Annotated in this window: 19 protein-coding genes and 1 tRNA gene; 11 read left to right on the top strand and 9 right to left on the bottom strand. The window is 58.2% G+C overall.

Features of this window, described 5'->3' with window-relative positions; translation table 11 throughout:
• Positions 1 to 45: 45 nt before the first annotated feature.
• The 5 genes from atpA to KIT79_12885 form a co-directional block, all read right to left on the bottom strand.
• On the bottom strand, positions 46 to 1,572 hold the full coding sequence (gene atpA / locus KIT79_12905) for a F0F1 ATP synthase subunit alpha (GenBank protein ID MCW5830201.1): 1,527 nt from the start codon (positions 1,570 to 1,572) through the stop codon (positions 46 to 48).
• Between the two features lie 107 nt (positions 1,573 to 1,679).
• Positions 1,680 to 2,219 carry an ATP synthase F1 subunit delta gene (gene atpH, locus KIT79_12900; GenBank protein MCW5830200.1) on the bottom strand — a complete coding sequence of 180 codons (540 nt, stop codon included), beginning with the start codon at positions 2,217 to 2,219 and terminating at the stop codon, positions 1,680 to 1,682.
• Positions 2,216 to 2,779, bottom strand: a complete 564-nt coding sequence (locus KIT79_12895) for an ATP synthase F0 subunit B (GenBank protein ID MCW5830199.1) — start codon at positions 2,777 to 2,779, stop codon at positions 2,216 to 2,218. Before KIT79_12895 ends, atpH begins: the two co-directional genes overlap by 4 nt.
• Positions 2,776 to 3,246, bottom strand: coding sequence for an ATP synthase F0 subunit B (locus KIT79_12890; GenBank protein MCW5830198.1), 471 nt, complete (start codon positions 3,244 to 3,246; stop codon positions 2,776 to 2,778). The genes KIT79_12895 and KIT79_12890 overlap by 4 nt, the downstream gene beginning before the upstream one ends.
• A 208-nt stretch (positions 3,247 to 3,454) precedes the next feature.
• A complete protein-coding gene (locus KIT79_12885; GenBank protein ID MCW5830197.1) occupies positions 3,455 to 3,907 on the bottom strand; it encodes a polymer-forming cytoskeletal protein in 453 nt (150 codons plus the stop codon).
• 304 nt (positions 3,908 to 4,211) lie between these two features.
• Here KIT79_12885 and KIT79_12880 point away from each other — a divergent pair, with 304 nt between their 5' ends.
• The 6 genes from KIT79_12880 (at position 4,212) to hpt (ending at position 8,737) form a co-directional block, all read left to right on the top strand.
• Positions 4,212 to 4,895 (top strand): DUF547 domain-containing protein, encoded by a 684-nt coding sequence (locus KIT79_12880; GenBank protein ID MCW5830196.1) that lies wholly within the window; start codon positions 4,212 to 4,214, stop codon positions 4,893 to 4,895.
• A gap of 72 nt (positions 4,896 to 4,967) precedes the next feature.
• Complete coding sequence (locus KIT79_12875) at positions 4,968 to 5,654, top strand: hypothetical protein (protein ID MCW5830195.1); 687 nt, start codon at positions 4,968 to 4,970, stop codon at positions 5,652 to 5,654.
• Positions 5,651 to 6,967 carry a thymidine phosphorylase gene (locus KIT79_12870; GenBank protein ID MCW5830194.1) on the top strand — a complete coding sequence of 439 codons (1,317 nt, stop codon included), beginning with the start codon at positions 5,651 to 5,653 and terminating at the stop codon, positions 6,965 to 6,967. Before KIT79_12875 ends, KIT79_12870 begins: the two co-directional genes overlap by 4 nt.
• Before the next feature lie 5 nt (positions 6,968 to 6,972).
• On the top strand, positions 6,973 to 7,830 hold the full coding sequence (locus KIT79_12865; protein ID MCW5830193.1) for a purine-nucleoside phosphorylase: 858 nt from the start codon (positions 6,973 to 6,975) through the stop codon (positions 7,828 to 7,830).
• Positions 7,784 to 8,197: a cytidine deaminase gene (gene cdd / locus KIT79_12860; GenBank protein MCW5830192.1), complete on the top strand. Its 414-nt coding sequence runs from the start codon at positions 7,784 to 7,786 to the stop codon at positions 8,195 to 8,197. Before KIT79_12865 ends, cdd begins: the two co-directional genes overlap by 47 nt.
• A gap of 39 nt (positions 8,198 to 8,236) precedes the next feature.
• Positions 8,237 to 8,737, top strand: a complete 501-nt coding sequence (hpt, locus tag KIT79_12855; protein ID MCW5830191.1) for a hypoxanthine phosphoribosyltransferase — start codon at positions 8,237 to 8,239, stop codon at positions 8,735 to 8,737.
• A 10-nt stretch (positions 8,738 to 8,747) separates the two neighbouring features.
• Here the strand turns inward: hpt and KIT79_12850 are convergent, their stop codons facing one another.
• Both KIT79_12850 and KIT79_12845 read right to left on the bottom strand, forming a co-directional pair.
• Positions 8,748 to 9,146, bottom strand: coding sequence for a hypothetical protein (locus tag KIT79_12850; protein MCW5830190.1), 399 nt, complete (start codon positions 9,144 to 9,146; stop codon positions 8,748 to 8,750).
• An 85-nt stretch (positions 9,147 to 9,231) separates the two neighbouring features.
• Positions 9,232 to 10,830: a DUF3943 domain-containing protein gene (locus tag KIT79_12845; GenBank protein ID MCW5830189.1), complete on the bottom strand. Its 1,599-nt coding sequence runs from the start codon at positions 10,828 to 10,830 to the stop codon at positions 9,232 to 9,234.
• 70 nt (positions 10,831 to 10,900) lie between these two features.
• Here KIT79_12845 and KIT79_12840 point away from each other — a divergent pair, with 70 nt between their 5' ends.
• The 3 genes from KIT79_12840 to KIT79_12830 all read left to right on the top strand — a co-directional run bounded on the left by KIT79_12840 (position 10,901) and on the right by KIT79_12830 (position 13,878).
• On the top strand, positions 10,901 to 12,142 hold the full coding sequence (locus tag KIT79_12840; GenBank protein MCW5830188.1) for a metallophosphoesterase: 1,242 nt from the start codon (positions 10,901 to 10,903) through the stop codon (positions 12,140 to 12,142).
• A gap of 349 nt (positions 12,143 to 12,491) precedes the next feature.
• On the top strand, positions 12,492 to 13,145 hold the full coding sequence (locus tag KIT79_12835; protein ID MCW5830187.1) for a hypothetical protein: 654 nt from the start codon (positions 12,492 to 12,494) through the stop codon (positions 13,143 to 13,145).
• Positions 13,146 to 13,254: 109 nt separating this feature from the next.
• Positions 13,255 to 13,878 (top strand): hypothetical protein, encoded by a 624-nt coding sequence (locus tag KIT79_12830; GenBank protein ID MCW5830186.1) that lies wholly within the window; start codon positions 13,255 to 13,257, stop codon positions 13,876 to 13,878.
• A gap of 2 nt (positions 13,879 to 13,880) precedes the next feature.
• On the opposite strand, the gene KIT79_12825 is transcribed toward KIT79_12830, so the two are convergent.
• Together KIT79_12825 and KIT79_12820 are read right to left on the bottom strand one after the other, a co-directional pair.
• Positions 13,881 to 15,344, bottom strand: a complete 1,464-nt coding sequence (locus tag KIT79_12825) for a patatin-like phospholipase family protein (protein ID MCW5830185.1) — start codon at positions 15,342 to 15,344, stop codon at positions 13,881 to 13,883.
• A gap of 72 nt (positions 15,345 to 15,416) precedes the next feature.
• Positions 15,417 to 16,400, bottom strand: coding sequence for an NAD(P)/FAD-dependent oxidoreductase (locus KIT79_12820; protein ID MCW5830184.1), 984 nt, complete (start codon positions 16,398 to 16,400; stop codon positions 15,417 to 15,419).
• Positions 16,401 to 16,608: 208 nt separating this feature from the next.
• Between KIT79_12820 and KIT79_12815 the strand changes: the two genes are divergently transcribed.
• Both KIT79_12815 and KIT79_12810 read left to right on the top strand, forming a co-directional pair.
• Positions 16,609 to 17,178, top strand: coding sequence for a hypothetical protein (locus tag KIT79_12815; GenBank protein MCW5830183.1), 570 nt, complete (start codon positions 16,609 to 16,611; stop codon positions 17,176 to 17,178).
• Positions 17,179 to 17,242: 64 nt separating this feature from the next.
• Positions 17,243 to 17,332, top strand: a tRNA-Ser gene (locus KIT79_12810).
• The last annotated feature ends 76 nt before the right edge of the window (positions 17,333 to 17,408 follow it).

Here is a 17,408-nt window from a genome sequence, read left to right as displayed (position 1 = left end):
CAAGGCTCCGTGTGATGGGTTAGGTGGCTGCTCCGGTTGCTGGGATCAGGCCTTGAACTGGCCGGCGAATTCCGCCAGCGACTTGTCGAGTGCCTCGCGGACTTCCTTGGAAAGCTCCTTCTTCTCCAGAATCAGCTTTCCAACTTCAGGGTGCTTGGCGTCCATGAAGGTGATCAGTTCACTGAAGTAGCGGCGGATGGCTGGCACCGGGTAGGCGCGAATCCATGTCTTCCCGTCGGGTTTGCGCTGTGTGCCGGCGTAGATCTGGATGACCTGTTTTTCCACCGGCATCGGCTCGTACTGGCCCTGCTTGAGCAGTTCCACCAGCCGTTCGCCATTGGCCAGCGATTCCTGGGTTGCTTCGTCCAGATCCGAGCCGAACTGGGCAAAAGCCGCCAGTTCGCGGTACTGGGCGAGGGTAAGCCGGAGCTGGCCTGCCACCTGTTTCATGGCCTTGATCTGGGCGTTGCCGCCGACGCGGGATACCGAGAGGCCCACGTTCACTGCAGGCCGGACGCCCGAGTAGAACAGATCCGTTTCGAGGTAGATCTGGCCGTCGGTAATCGAAATAACGTTGGTCGGGATATAGGCCGAAACGTCACCAGCCTGTGTTTCGATGATCGGCAGTGCCGTAAGCGAGCCGGCACCCTTGGCGTCCGACAGCTTGCAGGCGCGCTCCAGGAGCCGTGAGTGAAGATAGAACACGTCGCCCGGATAGGCCTCGCGTCCGGGCGGACGGCGGAGCAGCAGCGAGAGCTGGCGATAGGCAACAGCCTGCTTCGAAAGGTCGTCATAGATGATAAGTGCATGCATTCCGTTGTCGCGAAAGTATTCGCCGATTGTCGCGCCAACGTATGGGGCCACAAACTGGAGCGGTGCGGGATCGGTAGCTGTGGCAGCGACGACGATGGTGTAGTCCATTGCTCCGTGCTGGCGGAGCTTGTCGACCACCTGTGCGATGGTCGAGCCCTTCTGGCCGATAGCGACATAGATGCAGAATACGCCGGTAGTCTTCTGGTTGATGATGGTATCGACGGCGACGGCGGTTTTGCCGGTCTGGCGGTCTCCAATGATCAGTTCCCGCTGGCCTCGGCCCACCGGAATCATGCCGTCAATGGCCTTAATACCGGTCTGGAGAGGTTCATGGACTGACTTGCGCTCGATGATGCCGGGCGCTTTCATCTCGATATAGCGGGATTGGGTGGAGTTGATCGGGCCCTTTCCGTCGATGGGCTCGCCGACGGCATTGATGACACGGCCGCAGAGTTCCTTGCCCACCGGAACCGATGCGATTTTCTTCGTGCGCTTGACGATGTCGCCTTCACGGATTTCGGCGTCGGAACCCAGTACGGCGACGCCCACGTTGTCCTCTTCCAGGTTCAGGACGAGGCCGCGGACACCGTTATGGAACTCCACGAGTTCGGATGCCTGGACGTTGGACAGTCCATGGATGCGGGCAATACCGTCACCGACCTGCAGCACAGTTCCGACTTCCTCGGCTTCAATGGCGGCCTCATAGTCGTGAATCTGCTTTTTGATGATGGACGATATTTCAGAGGCTGATATCTTCATCCTGGTTTCCGTTCCCGGGGACTTTTACAGTCCCGCTTGCGTCAGTTTGTCCATGCAGAGCCCGTATTGGGACGCCACACGGCGTTAAATCCTGTTCCGGAACCTGCTCAGGTTCCCTGCTCAATGCGCCGTGACAGCTTCTGGAGTTGCGTCCGGACGGTCCCGTCCAGCACGGTGTCACCGATACGTGCCCGAACCCCGCCGATCAGATCCGGATCGAGCGCGTAACTGCACTCGACCTTGCGTCTTGCAATCCGTTCCAGCTGGACTTGCAGCTTGCTACGGATTTCACCGGACAGTTCTGAGGCACTTGCGATCTGGGCCCTGGCGATGCCGGCTTTTTCGTCGGCAAGACGCTGGAATTCATCAATAATAACCGGGAGTACCCGTGTACGATTGTGCACGATCAGTATTTTGACCAGGTTGACGGCAGCCTTGGGCATCCCAAGCTTGCCCGCAATGTCCTCAAATACGGCCAGCCGCTGGGCCGTACTGAATAGCCCCCCATAGAGCAGTTTTTCGAGATGTGCGTGCCCCCGAATCTCGGCATCCAGATCTGTCAAGGCGGCTAGTGCCGCCGGTGCCGCGGCGCCGGTTTCTTCAATCAGCGCACGGGCATAGCGTTTGGCAACGGCGCGGTTGATCATTGCACGCCTCCAAGACGGGTCACGAACTCCCCGGCGAGCCGTGTCTGGTCGTTGGCAGTAATGGTGGACCGGGCTTTCTGCTCGGCCAGTTCGGTTGCCAGCCGGTTGGCCTCGGCCCGCAGGGCGATCAGTGCGCGCTCGCGCTCGCCTTCGGCCATGGCCCTGGCATCCTCAACTATCCGGGTGGCAGTCTTTTCGGCTTCCCGGCGGAGATGTTCACTCTCGGCCTTTGCTTCCGTCTCAAACCGCTGGCGGAGGGTTGCTACATCGGCATCGGCCTTGGCAATTTTGTCTTTGGCCTCAGCGAGCAGGCGCTCTGCTTCGACCCTGGCCTTGCCGGCTGCTTCGATGGCTTCCTTCAAGTCGCGGGCACGTGTGGAAAAATACTCTCTTAGCGGCTTGCGGAGTGCGAAGATCAGGGCCGTGAAAAGTATGCCCGAGTTTACCACTCCAACAATGACCGTATGGCCGAAGGAGTGCTCCCCGTTTCCGGCTGCATAAGCCGCTGATACCGGAAGGAGTGCGAATGTTAACCCGAGGGTAACCGGACGGCAGATCATGCAGCCCCTCCGATTACCTTGCGGGCCATTTCGGTCGCGATGCGCTCGATTTCATTGCGAAGCTCAACCCGGGTGGTCTCGGCCTCGTTGCGGATGGTATTGCGCGAATTGTCGAGATTCCGCTCCGCTTCGGTGCGGGCCTGAAGGAGTTTCTGCTCACACTCGGAGCGGGCTTGCCCGATGAGTTTTTCCCGCATGGTCATGGCTTCGTCGGTCGCGTTTTTCACGCGGGCCGCATAGTCACGGGCGAGTGTGTCGGCCTCCACCTGAAGGGTAGCTGCACCTTGACTGGCACCCGTGGAGGCGGCTTTGCGGCGTTCAACCGTCGCAAGCACCGGCTCGAACATCAGTTTGTTCAGGGCGACAACCGCGATCCAGAAGATCGGGAGCATGAAAAAGAAGGAAAGTGGTATCTGGCCTTCAAAGCCGGGAAGCGGATGGCTGAGCGTTTCGATCAGAGAGTCCACTCATCTCCCCTTTGAGTGTGCAAAGAACGTGATTTTGGGCCGGAAACAGGGCGTCAGAAGCATCCGGCAGTTGGCGGAACTGCGCGTTGTTCCGTTCCAAGCGGCCTAGCGAATATCCGCCGGACTGCTTCAAGTCAAGACTGTTTGAACGATTGGTGAACGCTGACCGGAATACCCATTCCAGCCATTCCAGGCTGGCGAAATCCCGCTATTTCCCACGACTGGGTTCTGCGGCGGCAAGGGTAAGCCGGGAGGTACCCGAAGTAGTCGCACCCATCCGGCAGGTGCCCTCGAAGTTCGCGCCGTTGTGGATTTCGAGGCTGCCCGCAGGGGCTTCCAGTTCTCCACGGAAGCGGCCAGTAGAGGTAATGATTATCTTCTCGCGAACCCGGACCTGGCCGGTGACTTCACCGGCGATTTCCAGGGTGCCTACCTCGATTTCGCCGTTGACGGTTCCCTTATCCAGAACAACAAGGTGGTCATTACCGGATATTTCTCCAGTGAACTTGCCATTGATATGGATAGTCCCCGAAAAGGTCAGTCGTCCTTCAAATGCCGTTCCGGCATCGAGGAGTGCCGTCAATGTATGCTTGGGCGTACCGCCAATCAGTCCCGCGACCTTGCTCCCGGTGGAGGTGGAATCTTTCTTGTTGTTGAACATGGACCCAGAACCTCTGAAAATAGGGCCGCCAACCATATGGCTGACAGGGTGTTTCACGGGACAGTCATTGGGAGTTATAAAGGATTCCGACGGGCTGGCCAAGTCCCGTTAATGCTTATGGAACCAGCGAGGGAGCGTCCAAGCAGTGAGACTGAGGCCATTCCCGAAAGGGTTGAGCTGGAAAATCATCCTGAACCGGGCTGAAGCGTCCAGGGCCGGACCGTCAGAAGCCACTCTTGCGGCTGAACTCCAGTCGAGGCTGATATCGCTTAAAGGGGACTTCTACGATCCGGCAACCGGCCGGGTGGACTACCAGAGGCTTCGGGAGAGTTCCGAATGGCAGGGTATTCGCTCCCTCACCGCGAACCTGCGCCAGTTCAATCCATTGAATCTGAAGAGGGATGATGCAGCCAAGGCGTTCTGGATCAACCTTTATAATGCCATGATTATTGATGCGATTACAGAACTGGGCATACGCAGCACAGTATGGGAGGTTCCGCTCGTTTTTTCCCGTGTGGCATACGATGTGGGCGGGCATATTCTGACTGCTGACATGATTGAGCACGGGATTCTCCGGGCAAACGCCCGTCCGCCATATCCTTTATCTGGACCGTACTTCGCACCCGGTTCGTCTCAGCTCGTCCTTGCCCTCGGGCGATTGGATCCCCGTATTCATTTTGCGCTGGTGTGCGGCTCCAAAAGGTGCCCGCCTATTGGCTTCTATGAAGAAACGGGGCTCGACACCCAGCTCAGTATGGCAACCCGGGCCTTTATCAATGCCGAAACGGTGGTTGATAGTGGAACAAAGCTGGTGACGACCTCGTCCATTTTCAAATACTATGCGGATGATTTTGGGGGCATGCCTTCGGGCCTGTCCCGGTTTTTGGCGTCATGGCTGGATAATGCCAAAACCGCCGAATGGCTAAGGGAGCATGCGCATAGTGCAAGATTTGAGTTCAGACGGTACGACTGGTCCTTGAACCGATAGGAAAAACCTCTGTCTGCAATCCAGCTAAATCACGCCCTCCTGCTTACGCTCGCCTTTTCGGTGTCAGCGCCAGTGTCCCATTGGTGGGCCTGCTGGCGCGCATGGGACTTTTCACGGTATCCGCCTCTTCCTGTCGGACTTTCACTCGCAGCCATTCTGAATGCCATCCTTGTTGTCATGTACGGCGGGAACCCGCTGGTCGTTGGATTCGCACTCCCGTCATTCCTCTACCTCATCTATTTGCGTTTCCCAGATCCCCCGCTTGCTGGGCCGCAAAAACGGCTTTCGGCCGGAATGCCGGTGCCGGCAGTCCTGCCGGGTGCCAACTGGCCAGCAGTCATCGTTCTGAATGCCGGTACAAACGAGCCGTTTTCCCGGCTGGAACTCAACGGTCTGGGTCCACTGGCTGAAGAGCTGCTCCTGGGCGGCATCAGCCTCCATCTGGTGGCGAATGACATGGAAGAGAAGCTCAAGCTGTCGCTCGGAGATGCGCCGGTTGTTATTCACGCCGATCCGGACCGGAAGATCGCGGAACAGTTTGGATGCGTCCCCATTGCTGCCGAAAGCAGCAGTGTCCCTGTCGTTCCTGCATTCTTCTATGCGGACCAGAATCGGGTCTTACGCATGGCGTTCTATTCATCGCATCTGTGTGAACGGCTCGGCCCGGAGGCAGCACTAAACCGGCTGGAGCGGGAACTGGGCATTGTAATTCCGGATGAAGCCACGGTGGCCGGCAAGTCTGGGGATATTCCCGCATGAATGTGGTTGATTTTATCCGCACCAAGGCAGAAAGCCGTTCTCATCCACCGGGTGCCATTGCCAGATTTGTGAGCGAACTGGTACGCGATACGGTACCTGATTACCAGGTGTCTGCCTGGCTGATGGCGGTGAGGCTGAGCGGGCTTGATCCGGACGAAACGGTCGAGCTGACGCGTGCGATGGCGGCCTCTGGCCGCCAGTTGAACTGGAAGATGCGAGGCGCGCCTCCGACGGTGGACAAGCATTCGACCGGCGGAGAAGGCGACAAGATAACGCTTCTGCTGGTACCAATGCTTGTTGCCTGCGGGCTCAGGGTTCCGACAATTGCGGGCAGGGCGCTTGGGTTTACCGGGGGTACCATCGACAAGATGGAAGCCATTCCCGGATTCCGGACGGCGCTGGAACTGCGGTCATTCCAGTCCGTGATCAGATACGCTGGAGGGGCAATCGTGGGCCAGTCGGCCTCCATCGCCCCAGCCGATCGCATCCTGTATGCTCTCCGTGATGCCACGGCGACGGTCGAATCGACCCCCCTGATTACCGCAAGCATCGTATCCAAGAAGGTCGCCGAGGGGGTCGCTCATATTGTTTATGACGTGAAGGCGGGCTCTGGCGCATTCATGCGTGACAGTGTGAGTGCGGCCCATCTTGCCCGGTCACTGGTGAGCGTGTCGCGTGATCTTGGTTTGGATGCCCGGGCGCTCGTGACTGATATGCATGAGCCGCTTGGTTTGGCGGCCGGCAATGCAGTTGAAGTGGCAGAGGCCGTCGAGATTCTCCGGGGAGACGTATCGCCGCGCTCGGCGCGGGTCGTGGAACTGGCGCTGCGGCTCGGGTCTGAGCTCCTGCGAATGGCCAAGGTGGAAAAAACCGATGACAGCGCTCGGCGCAGGCTTTTTACGGTGCTTTCGTCGGGAGCCGCCTTTGAGGCATTCGCCCGGATGGTCAGGGCGCAAGGGGGACAGACAAAATGGATGAACCGGCCGTGGTCGATAGTTCCCCGCCACAGGACATTCGTACTGCCGGCATCACGGGATGGATGGGTGGAGTGGCGGGAAACCTGGCGGTTCGGCGAAGCCCTGCGGTTACTGGGCGCTGGCCGTGCCCGGCGTTCAGACAAAATTGTCCCTGCTGCCGGTGCCATTGTCCACGCAGGCAGCGGCCAGAAAGTATCCCGCGGTGATATAATTCTCGAATTGCACTACGCTCACCGGTCCAGGTTGGATGATGCGCTTCAGAGCCTGAAGGGAGCCGTTGCAGTGGCCGCTTCACCCGTTCGTGCGAAGCCACTGGTAATGAAACGGATAGGATAGACGGAATGAATTCGTGGACCTCGGCCGTCGAAGCCCTTCGCGCAGCACTCGAAGGCCGGTTTGGTGCTCCTCCGGGCACCGCGATAGTTCTGGGGTCAGGGCAAAGTGAAGTTGCGGAGATGCTTGCGGGGGGCAGTCCCGCCGTGAAGGTACCATCTTCTGATCTTCCGGGGATACCTGGGCCGTCTGTTGAGGGGCATCGGGGGGAACTGATCCGTCCGGGCGAAAAGGACTTCTTGCTGGTCTGCGGAAGGCTTCATCTATACGAAGGCCATTCGGCCGAAACATGCGTGCGGCTGGTGCGGGCACTGGCACGATGGGGCGTGAAGAATCTGGTCCTGACCAACGCATCCGGGTCGCTTCGCCGTGAATACAAGCCCGGCCAGATCGTTATACTTGATGACCATATCAACCTGTCCGGTGCCAATCCGCTGGAGGGAAAGCATGTGGCAGGCTGGGGTACAAGGTTTCCGGACATGAACTGGGTTTATGATCTCAAACTCAGGAAGGCTGCCCGGAGAGCAGCGCGCCGGCTAGCTGTCCGGATGAAGCACGGCATCTATGTCCAGGTGCGCGGGCCATCATATGAAACCCCGGCAGAGGTGAAGGCGTTTGCCCGGCTCGGCGGTGATGTCGTAGGTATGTCCACTGCAATCGAAGCTATCGCTGCTCGGCATCTGGGAATGCGGGTGCTGGGGTTGTCGGTGGTAACGAATCTTGCCGGGGGTTTTGGCGGGAAATTGTCCCATGACGATGTGGTCGCCAGGTCAAAGGAAATGCAGCCAGTTCTGGCCCGGCTGATAGAGGAAACGCTCCGTGTCGAAACGCTTTCACCGCGACCCGCTGATCGAAAACGCGCGTAATGCCGCGGGAAAGGCATATGCGCCATATAGCCGCTATAATGTGGGCGCAGCGATGGAACTGCGTGTCGCCGGAGAGACGTCGGCGTATATCAGCGGCTGCAATATCGAGAATGCCTCTTATGGTCTTTCTATCTGTGCCGAAAGAAGTGTTATTTCCCGAATGGTCTCCGACGGCATCGAACCATCCAGGATAAAGCGGCTCGCGGTGTCAGCCAAAGGGGCAGGATACCCCCGGCCTTGCGGGGCGTGTTTGCAGGTCTTGAGCGAGTTTTTTCCTGATCTGGAGATCGTGCTTGACCGCGGAGCAGGTCCGGTTCAGCGGGCAAGACTCAGGAAGCTTCTACCCGGCGCATTCAGATTGGGATAGGTTAGGCCGGTGAACGGGATACGTACTCTTTATACGGACATGCAGTTGCGCGATCGGGTCACTGCGGTTGCCGGTGAGATCAACCGCACGCTGCCTCCTGGGGAACTGGACGTCATTGGAATCCTGAAGGGGTCATTTGTCTTTCTGTCCGATCTGGTGCGGCAGATCGAGCGCCCCTGCCGGATCGACTTCCTGAGAGTGGCCAGTTACGGCGCTGCGCGTACATCATCGGGTGAAATCCGGTTGCTCACCGATATCAGCCTGAATATTTCCGGACGGCGGGTGCTGATCGTTGAGGATATTGTTGATAGCGGGATGTCGCTTAAATACATCCGGAGCCACCTCATGGGGAAATCCCCGGAATCTCTCTGGACGGTCGCCCTGCTGTTCAAGGCGACGGCTCCGGATTCCGGCGAACTCCGCAAGCTGATAGACTTCGTGGGATTTGAGCTGGAAGGGAACCCGTTTGTGGTGGGTTACGGCATGGATGACAATGAACAGTACAGAAACCTGCCGTTTATTAGTGTGGCAGACGACTAACCCCGGAGTTTCAGGGGCAGTTCGAACAGGTAATTGATCCTGACAGCGATATCGAGTTCCAGCCAACAGCATATTCTGCTGTCTTGGTATCGGCATCAGTGAAATTTACCACTGGACCCGGCTCTTCATACCAGGGGCCGAGGGAACTGGTTACTTTTGGGAGTGCGGTTCCGGGGGCGAAGCAGCAGAATTCACGGCGCTGTCCGCTCGTGACCTGCCCGCCCGTAACACCTGCGCTGGCGTCGAAACCCACCGTGACTGGAACAGGCTGATTGTTTTTTACGGCAATGATATGGATGCTTTCGTCAGCACCGTCGCCGGGAGGACCACCGGTGCCGCCCATAAAATCGCCACAACCGGCGAGAAACATCGCGGCAAGTAGACCCCAATAGATTGAACGGTTTGGCATGAATGGCATCCACGCAGCAGGAAGCCGCAATATGCCCTCAGCCTGTGCCTTTAACTCTAGACGGTTCGGTGAGGGAGACCAACCCTTACCAGTTCCAGTTCCAGTTTAACGTCCAGGGATTGTCTGCTGACGGATCATAGTATGGCCCACGCCGGAACCGGGCGAATGGCATTCCGAGCATTGGGTTCAGAAAATAGGCGGCTGTGCGCTTAAGACCGGAATCGGAGCGTGCCCACTGGACCGAGGTATCATCCATGATGATTCCGAGAGGCACACCGAGTCCCGGCGTCAGAATGATATCTATTCCAGAGGGAGGCTCATAGATCGATTCGATCAGATACTCGTGCACTGCGGAAACAAGGAAAGACCCAAGGCTGCTGGCCAGCCGTGAGTAGCCGCGGTCCCGGTAATACATATAGTAAACGGCCCCTGCATAGGGGTGGAGAATCCAGTTCGTGTAGAACTGGTTGCCATCATTCCAGGGTGGAACCTGACTGACATTATCCGGCCACCGTTCGTAGCCTCCCCGCAGCAGGCCTCTGGCCGACGTGACATTCAGCGCCCGCTTGAATCCCATGATGACGCCGCTAATGACAATTGTATCAACGGTGAAATCCAGGCCGCTGCGTACAGGGGGCATCAGTGCGTCCCTGGGAATGCCGGGGCCTGTCGCATTCTGATAGGCAATGAGGCGCAGGTCTCCGGTGCTGAGAATGCGTTGCCGGTGCATTCCCGGCAGAACCGGAGAGAGCGGACCGGCATCCAGCCATGCGGCCTGAGCGGGCTGCCCCGGCCTGGAGAATGCCACCTCGCTTATGTCTGCTTCCGTATATACCTTGGAGTCCAGCGGGAAAGACAGGCCGATGCCAAATGTGTAGACCTGGCTGGAATCGAGATTCTTGGTGCTGAAGGTGTGATAGTGGTTCCCCTCAACATAAACGAGGGAATTTTCGGTATGTAACAGGGTCAGCCCGGCGCCGGACGAAATTGAAGGTGCAAATATCGTCGATTTCGCCTCGGTGGTTGATGTATGGGGCAGATAATACGAGTCGTTGAACTGGGTCCATCCCGCTCCGAAGATCGCAAAAAACCGGCGTTCGGCGTCGAAGTCGTAGAGATAAAACCGGTTTCTGAGGTGATAGGCGGAAATGGATGATACACGGTCGCCGCTGCCCGGTGGATCCGAGATACCGAATGCAACGCGCCCTTTCTGACGTTTCAGACCGACCGCGGCGGCAAAATTGATTTCCAGAGACCAGTAGGGCGTGATGAAACGTCCGCCTGCCACATTGGCGCTGTATACGATGTCCACTTCAGGAGGCTGTTCTCCCCGGAAACCATCTGGCGTCAGATATCCGCCGACAGAGCCGGGGGTGAGATAGTGTCCACGCCAGAAGCCGCCCGCCAGTGAACCCAGCAGAAACCAGCCACGGTCAAATCTGTGCCCGGAGCGGAGTTCGCTCTGTGAGGGGCGACGTTCCTCTCCCCAGAGCCTGAAACTGCCGGCAGCCTCTCCGGAGATAACAGACGATTCTGGCGATAATGGAGAAGAGGCTGGCGGCGTGTCGGCAATCGTTTCATCTGCACTTTCGGCAGCAGCCTGGAAGGCTGGAACTGCAACAGAACAGATGAAAACCAGTAAAACTAAGGATCGCCGGATGAGGGACAGGCGGCTTGCGGACATGACGCAGGTCACTAACCCTGTTGCGGCAGCCGTGTCAATGTAAAAACGGGGCAGGAGGCTGTTAGCCAGCGTGTCAGCACTTTTCCGACTCATCATTTTCCTAGCTCTGGAGGTCTACTGGATACGGCGCCTTGCAGGTCATCGCAAGGGAGTCATGTGGACACTGTGGGCACTGCTTGCGGGAATGAACCTCGCGGCCCATGGAATCAAGCGCCAGGTTCCCGGCAGGTGGGTGCTGCCTGGCGAAGAAGATTTCATCTACCGGGCTTTCTACAACGGAGTTGTCACCGGCCACTATCTGTTCGGTATAACGGCGCTGCTGGTTACGGTGCTGTTCGGGGGACGATGGATATGGCGCCTGTCGTTTGGCCGGTCGCAAGCTGCGTTACCCGATCGGGCAAACGCCGTAACGATTGGCCGCAGAGATCTGCTGAAGAATGCCGCCGGTGGCGGTTTCGTTCTGGCCGGGATTGGGACTCTGGCGTCCTCGCGTGTCCGGCCTGACGAGATCATCATTGAACGGTGGAAGGTTCCTGTACCGCTGCATCTGGCTGCCGCGAGCGGCTTTCGTATCGTGCAGGTGACCGATCCGCACGTCGGCCCCATGTTCGACAGCGTTGCATGGAGACACACGCTCCAGATGGCAGTGAAGGAACGGCCGGACCTTATTGCGCTGACGGGAGACTTTATCGACCGGGTGAACGACCGATGGCTGGAGCCGTTCATCGCCCCGCTTTCAGAACTGCCGTACGAGATTCCGGCTATCGCCATAACGGGCAATCACGATCATTATTGGGGTGCAGACCGGCTCCAGAGGGCTGTCGAGGAACGGACGGCCGTGCGGTTTCTGCGGAATTCGGCAGACGAGCAGTTCCTGCAGAAACACGGGATCGAGATTGTCGGTATAGATGATCCGGTAAGCCAGAATCCCAAACTCCCAGCCAGCGCCGGCGGGATGAAGGATGATCAATGGTTGTGGGGCGACCGGACCAGATACCGGATCCTGCTCGCTCACCGTCCGTGGGTCGTGCGGGGCGGGATGGTGCAGCGGGCGTTTGATCTGACGCTGGCAGGCCATACGCATGGCGGGATGATCTCGCCGAATATCCCATTTTTGCCGGAGTTCCGGTTGCTTCGCCCGTTTTATGACCGCGGCTGGTTCCCGCCGGACCGGCGGCTGAACGAGCAGGGATGGCTGTTCGTAAGCCGTGGCGTTGGCTATGCGGGGCCCCGCTGGCGGTTCAACTGCCCTCCGGAGATTTCCGTGCTCGAACTGTCGGCCGTTGTTCGCGAGCCGGAAAAGATATCCTGAGGTTGCCGCATCCGGCGCGGCCTGTTAGGGCAACCTGCGCACTGGTAGCTGATGCCAGAAGCGAAAGGGCAGGATAACGGCAGGCGTGCGCTGGTTGATGTTGTTACTGTTGGCAGTGCTGCCGGTTACCGGACTTTCCCCATCTCCAGTTCTTGCCTGTGCTTCCTGTGCGTGCGGCGATCCGACACTGACCCTTTTCGGTCAGGAAAAACCCTTCGAAAACCGGTTCCGGGCATCGCTTGAGTACCGGCGCCGCTCGGAAAGCACGGGTGCCATGCAGGCAGGCCGAATCAGGTCTACAGAGGACCGCTTTACACTCGGAGCGGCATGGGCTCCGGTAGAAAGTTTGATGGCGGGTATTCAGGTTCCGCTTGTCCGCAAGGAGATGACCGAGCCTAACCTCGCAGAGCAGGGAGCGTTTGGCCTTGGCGATATCGAACTGACCGCCAAACTGTTTTTCTGGCCCGGTTCGGATGCGGGATACCGGCGCCATCTTTTCGGTATCCTGGCTGGGCTCCGCTTTCCCACCAGCAGGACGGAACAAGACGGTACAGGTGCTCCGCTTGCGATCGAGGCCCAGCCCGGTACGGGTGCATGGGCCGGGAACATCGGCGGATGGTATGGCTACTACCGGAACCCGTGGTCGATGCATCTGACTGTCTACGCACATCTTCCATCTGAGGGGCGTCTTCAGTACGAAGCTGGAAAGGCGTTTCTCGCATCGGGAACTCTCCAGTACCAGATTGTCAGGCAGGTTGCTGTCCAGGCGGGGCTTGATACCCGCTGGTCCCGCAGGGACCGGGAAGGCGGGGTTATTCAGCCCAACTCCGGTGGTGCAATACTTTTTGTTTCACCCGGTGTGATCTGGAGTCCCATTGAGGATTTTCTGGTTCATGTGATTGCCCGTATTCCTGCCGCGAACGGCCTGAATGGGAGTCATCAGGAAGGTGTCTATATACAGGGAGGTATGATATATGACTTTTCAACCACAAAGACCCCGTAAGTTGTTCACGGCACTCCTGCTGTCATGTGCAATGACCGCCTGCAGCCATTCCCATGAGGGAATTGAGGTGCAAGTGGGTCTCTGGGTGCATTCCGCTGCGGAAACAACGATGACACTCTCTGCCGGCCTGTCGCCCCTGCACGAAGGCCATCTCCACGTTGATCCGTTCGAGAACGATGAAGGATATCTGATCACGCTGGACCGGGCATTCATTGTAGTGACGTCGGTGGAACTGGTTCCCTGTGGCAATCTGGATGCGGAAGCTATTGGACCGGTCCATGTACCGTCGACGCCGCTGAAGAGCGGTATACCGGTGGTGGCTGACGTGAGCGAGATTATTGGCGAGGAATATCCCGTTGCGGAACTGGCACCACCTGTCGGAGAATACTGCGCCATACGCATCCAGATCGGTCCGGCTGATGATGACGCCGAAGGGCTCCCGGATGATCCGGATATGGTCGGACTGAGCATTTACCTGGAAGGTGAATATGATGATGAAGAACCGTTTCTGATCACATCTGCCAGTTCGTTCACCGGTACTATCGAACTGAAAGACGAAAGTGGTAATTCCAGCCCCTTGCAGTTGGACGAACCGGGCCGTACCCATGTTTTGGCAGGTGCGGCCTATGATACCTGGCTGGACGGCGTGGATTTTGATGGAATGACCACCGGGGAAATGGCAATTGCGATGCTGGAATCAATCAAGGCGTCGTTGCATCACCACACGCACTGATTTCAGGCCCGGAACTCGACTGGCTCCATCAGAATGCGGATCCAGTCCATCTCTTTTCGCATGATACGGGATCCCTCCGCGACCGCCCAGTCGACCTGGGCACGCGAAGGGACCAGATTGAGCGGAGAGAGTGTTCGGGGAAATTCGACTATATCGGCTGCGTAAGGCCTGTTCAGGGCAACCTGGAGCTGGATCACCCGCTGAATGCCCTGCAGGTACAGTTCCTGTGTCCACTTGGGGGCGAAGCAGTCGAATCCCAGAATGAATACATTCCGGGTGCCTATATTGCCATCCATGACCCTGTGGAATGCGGTCCGGCATGCGACGTTGTTAGCCACACCTCCATCAACAAGTGCAGCCAGCCCTTCTCGACGCATCAGTTCGGCAAGGATTCCGTGCATGACGGGATCATCGCGGGTAACGTCGTAATGGAGAATGCCTGGCACGGCTGACGAAAATCCGGCCGCATCCACGGCATCGAAATCCCGCGTGAGCTCATCGCCGCCGATCAGCAGCTCCTTGCATAGCAGCGGATTCATGTAGGCGACGAGCTTGACGAGCTGCCGGGCGATCTGGGCACGGAACTGCCATGGGGGTATCTGGCGGGTGAACGGGTGCAGATGGTGCTCGAACTCCTCCATCGTTTCTCCCAGTGCGCCTTTGGGAAGTCCTGCGACGACGGCCTCATAAGGTATCCCGAGATCCGGCAGCCGCATGGGCCGCCCGTCAGGCAGGTTGAAGTAGGAACTGATCCCGGCGCGCAGAAACAGCCGGAGCAGCCCAGGCAGCCCGTACCTGCGTTTCACGCTGATTGCCCTGAACAAGTTGTCCCAGCGCATGTCATAGGCGAGCTGCATCATGCCGTCGAAATCCGGCTCCCGGTCACGGGCGCGGAACAGGCCCATAATCGAGCCAATGGATGACCCCACGATATATCCGGGTACATATCCGTGCTCATGCATCACCTTGTAGGCACCGATATAGACATATCCTGCGCCACCACCGCCGCCCGCAACGCTGACCCACGTCTTGCGGCAGACCTCGGCATCCAGTTCATTTTCGGACATTTCGTCGGCATGACGGAGGATAATCTGGCGGCGAAGCGCCAGCATGTCGTCCCATAGCCGCCAGGTGGCGTTGAGGAGCTGGGTGTAGCGGATGCGCCCACCGGAGAATGCCTCGCCCAGAACACGATGAACCCGGGTTCGAAAGACCGTCAGCTCCTGTGTCAGGTCGATCTCGAAGCGGGATATCCCCTCCGGACGCGTGGCCTTGCCGGCGGTGCCGGGCCGGAAGCGCGTCAGCCGGGCGAAATTGATGACATAGCGGACCTGGTTGAACTGTGAAGAAGTGAGGCGATGAGGTCTTAGAGCCCGATCGCGGGCAAGTGCAGTTTCCCAGCGGATGAAAGACAGAATCTCGTTACGGGTGACCGGATGTACCGGTGAAAGGCCATAGGTCGGCATCGCGGAGTGAGTCTAGCGGGAACTGCCTGAAATGGATAGAGGTACCGGCATCACCCAGCCGCGGGAAAAATCTCAATGCCCCGAAGAGTGGCCGGGGAAAATGCGCTTTTGCGGATCGATGTAAACCGAAGCGTTATTGATGGCGACAGCCGCCTCCCCAAAGCCGACACTGATGATCTTGGGCTTGCCCTCGTACTGGGAAATATCACCTGCGGCATAGACGCCGGGAATTGAGGTTTCCATCCGGATATTGACCTTCACACCGTCGTTGATCAGCTCAAGCCCCCATTCCCTGATAGGACCTGCATTGGCAATGAAACCCAGGCACCCGAGCACCATGTCGCATTCGAACACTTCGTCCTGTTTGGTCTTGGTGTTGGTGATAATGGCCCGCTCAACCTTGTTGTCGCCTTCGAGAGTTTTCAGCACATAGGGGGTGAGCACCTTGACCGCCTGACGCATCTTGTGGACTGAATCCTCATGCGCCCGGAATTCGTCCCGGCGGTGAATAATGGCCACGTCACGGGCAATCCGGTGAAGATGGAGCGCCCAGTCCACGGCGGAATCGCCGCCACCCGAGACGAGTACCCGCTTGTCCTGGTAGATATGCGGATCGGTCATCACGTAGTAGAGACCTTTCCATTCATACTTGTTGATACTCTCGTCAGCGTACCTTCTCGGAGTGAACAGGCCGATACCGCCGGCGATCAGCAGCACCCGTGTCAGATGGACCTGCTTGTCAGTGCGGATCTCAAGGAGCCCGTCTTCACGGCGGGTAAGGCCCATCGCCTTCTCACCCAGCGCCAGGGTCGGTTCGTACTGGTTCATCTGGTCGGCAAGGGCCCGGACCAGATCCTTGCCACGGATGCGAGGGAAGCCTGCCACGTCATAGATGTCTTTTTCCGGATACAGTGCCGTGATCTGGCCGCCCACTTCCGTGAGCGAATCGATCAGCTTCATCTTGAGCCGCCGGAAACCGGCATAATAGGCGCCGTACATCCCGACCGGTCCTGCACCCAGGATGGTCACGTCAAAGATGTCGTTGGTTTCGCTCATGGGCATTGTGCGGTCTGTTGTGGAGGCCGTTGTCCCCGTTCCCCGTCCGACGCCGTTTACCCGTGGATGGTTCCGGTGGTCAAGAAGAAACTGGCTGGCCATATGGCCCAAAGCGTCGGGTTCGTTGCGGAAATGGCAGTGTAGGGCTACGCTCAGGCCTATGATCTCACGTCATTCTGCAACCGTCCGGCGTATGGCCTTCGGGATTATGGCGGCCATTCTCATGGGTATGGTCATGCCGCTGGCCGCAAATGCGTTTCCTAAAATGGACAGCAAGGCTTTTCAGACCAAGTTCCAGAAGGGCACTGGCAAATGGCGGGTCATCATTATCTGGGGCTCCTGGTGTACCACCTGTGAGGAGGATTTCCGCTCAATTGGCGAAGTCTGGAAAGCGCGTTGGGCCAAGGAACCGGTGGAACTCTGGACAATCGTAATGGATGGGGATTCAACGAAGGCGCAGGCAGAGGCGTTATTCAAGCGTGCGGGTGTCAAGTGGGAAACCTTTATGCCGGCCAGCGAAACCGACCGGGAACTGATCTTCAATTCGATTGATCCCAGGTGGAAAGACAAGGTTCCCCACTTTGTCTTCTTTGATCCCCAGGGGGAGCGCCACATGATCCGTTCCGGGTATTTTCCCGGTAAAAGGCTGGATCACAGCCTGACCCGGATGACTGGGCGTAAGGCGGAGGGGATACGCGCCGAAGAACAGCGTTTGCTGAACGAAGCGTGGGAGGCTGATGTGGAAGAGGGCAGGGTTGAGCGCGCCAGGAAAAAATAGCAGTTTGAGTCGGTATTCGTCTTGGCGCATACTGCGACCGTCCCGGACGAAGTTCTGGGACTCTGGAGGGTTGGCCGAGTGGTTTAAGGCAGCGGTCTTGAAAACCGCCAGGGTCGCAAGGCCCTCGTGAGTTCGAATCTCACACCCTCCGCCAAAAGAGACGATCGCCGTTTTCCGCCCAGAACGAGAACGGTTTTCTATAGTCACCGCGCAGGGTTGCGCCGTCGAGC

It is taken from the genome of Deltaproteobacteria bacterium (genome assembly GCA_026129095.1).
Classification (GTDB): Bacteria; JAGRBM01; JAGRBM01; order JAGRBM01; family JAHCIT01; genus JAHCIT01.
The sequence above is the reverse complement of the archived record's forward strand: the minus strand, read 5'-3'. Positions and strand labels throughout refer to the sequence as shown.

Excerpts from the sequence above, each read along its gene's own strand:
- KIT79_12870 (MCW5830194.1), top strand. The coding sequence starts at position 5,651 with ATGAATGTGGTTGATTTTATCCGCACCAAGGCAGAAAGCCGTTCTCAT.
- KIT79_12865 (MCW5830193.1), top strand. The coding sequence starts at position 6,973 with ATGAATTCGTGGACCTCGGCCGTCGAAGCCCTTCGCGCAGCACTCGAA.
- KIT79_12820 (MCW5830184.1), bottom strand. The coding sequence starts at position 16,400 with ATGAGCGAAACCAACGACATCTTTGACGTGACCATCCTGGGTGCAGGA.
- KIT79_12835 (MCW5830187.1), top strand. The coding sequence starts at position 12,492 with ATGGCGGGTATTCAGGTTCCGCTTGTCCGCAAGGAGATGACCGAGCCT.
- hpt (MCW5830191.1), top strand. The coding sequence starts at position 8,237 with ATGCAGTTGCGCGATCGGGTCACTGCGGTTGCCGGTGAGATCAACCGC.
- atpA (MCW5830201.1), bottom strand. The coding sequence starts at position 1,572 with ATGAAGATATCAGCCTCTGAAATATCGTCCATCATCAAAAAGCAGATT.
- KIT79_12825 (MCW5830185.1), bottom strand. The coding sequence starts at position 15,344 with ATGCCGACCTATGGCCTTTCACCGGTACATCCGGTCACCCGTAACGAG.
- KIT79_12815 (MCW5830183.1), top strand. The coding sequence starts at position 16,609 with ATGGCGGCCATTCTCATGGGTATGGTCATGCCGCTGGCCGCAAATGCG.
- KIT79_12845 (MCW5830189.1), bottom strand. The coding sequence starts at position 10,830 with ATGTCCGCAAGCCGCCTGTCCCTCATCCGGCGATCCTTAGTTTTACTG.
- KIT79_12895 (MCW5830199.1), bottom strand. The coding sequence starts at position 2,779 with ATGATCTGCCGTCCGGTTACCCTCGGGTTAACATTCGCACTCCTTCCG.
- KIT79_12850 (MCW5830190.1), bottom strand. The coding sequence starts at position 9,146 with ATGCCAAACCGTTCAATCTATTGGGGTCTACTTGCCGCGATGTTTCTC.
- atpH (MCW5830200.1), bottom strand. The coding sequence starts at position 2,219 with ATGATCAACCGCGCCGTTGCCAAACGCTATGCCCGTGCGCTGATTGAA.
- KIT79_12830 (MCW5830186.1), top strand. The coding sequence starts at position 13,255 with ATGACACTCTCTGCCGGCCTGTCGCCCCTGCACGAAGGCCATCTCCAC.
- KIT79_12885 (MCW5830197.1), bottom strand. The coding sequence starts at position 3,907 with ATGTTCAACAACAAGAAAGATTCCACCTCCACCGGGAGCAAGGTCGCG.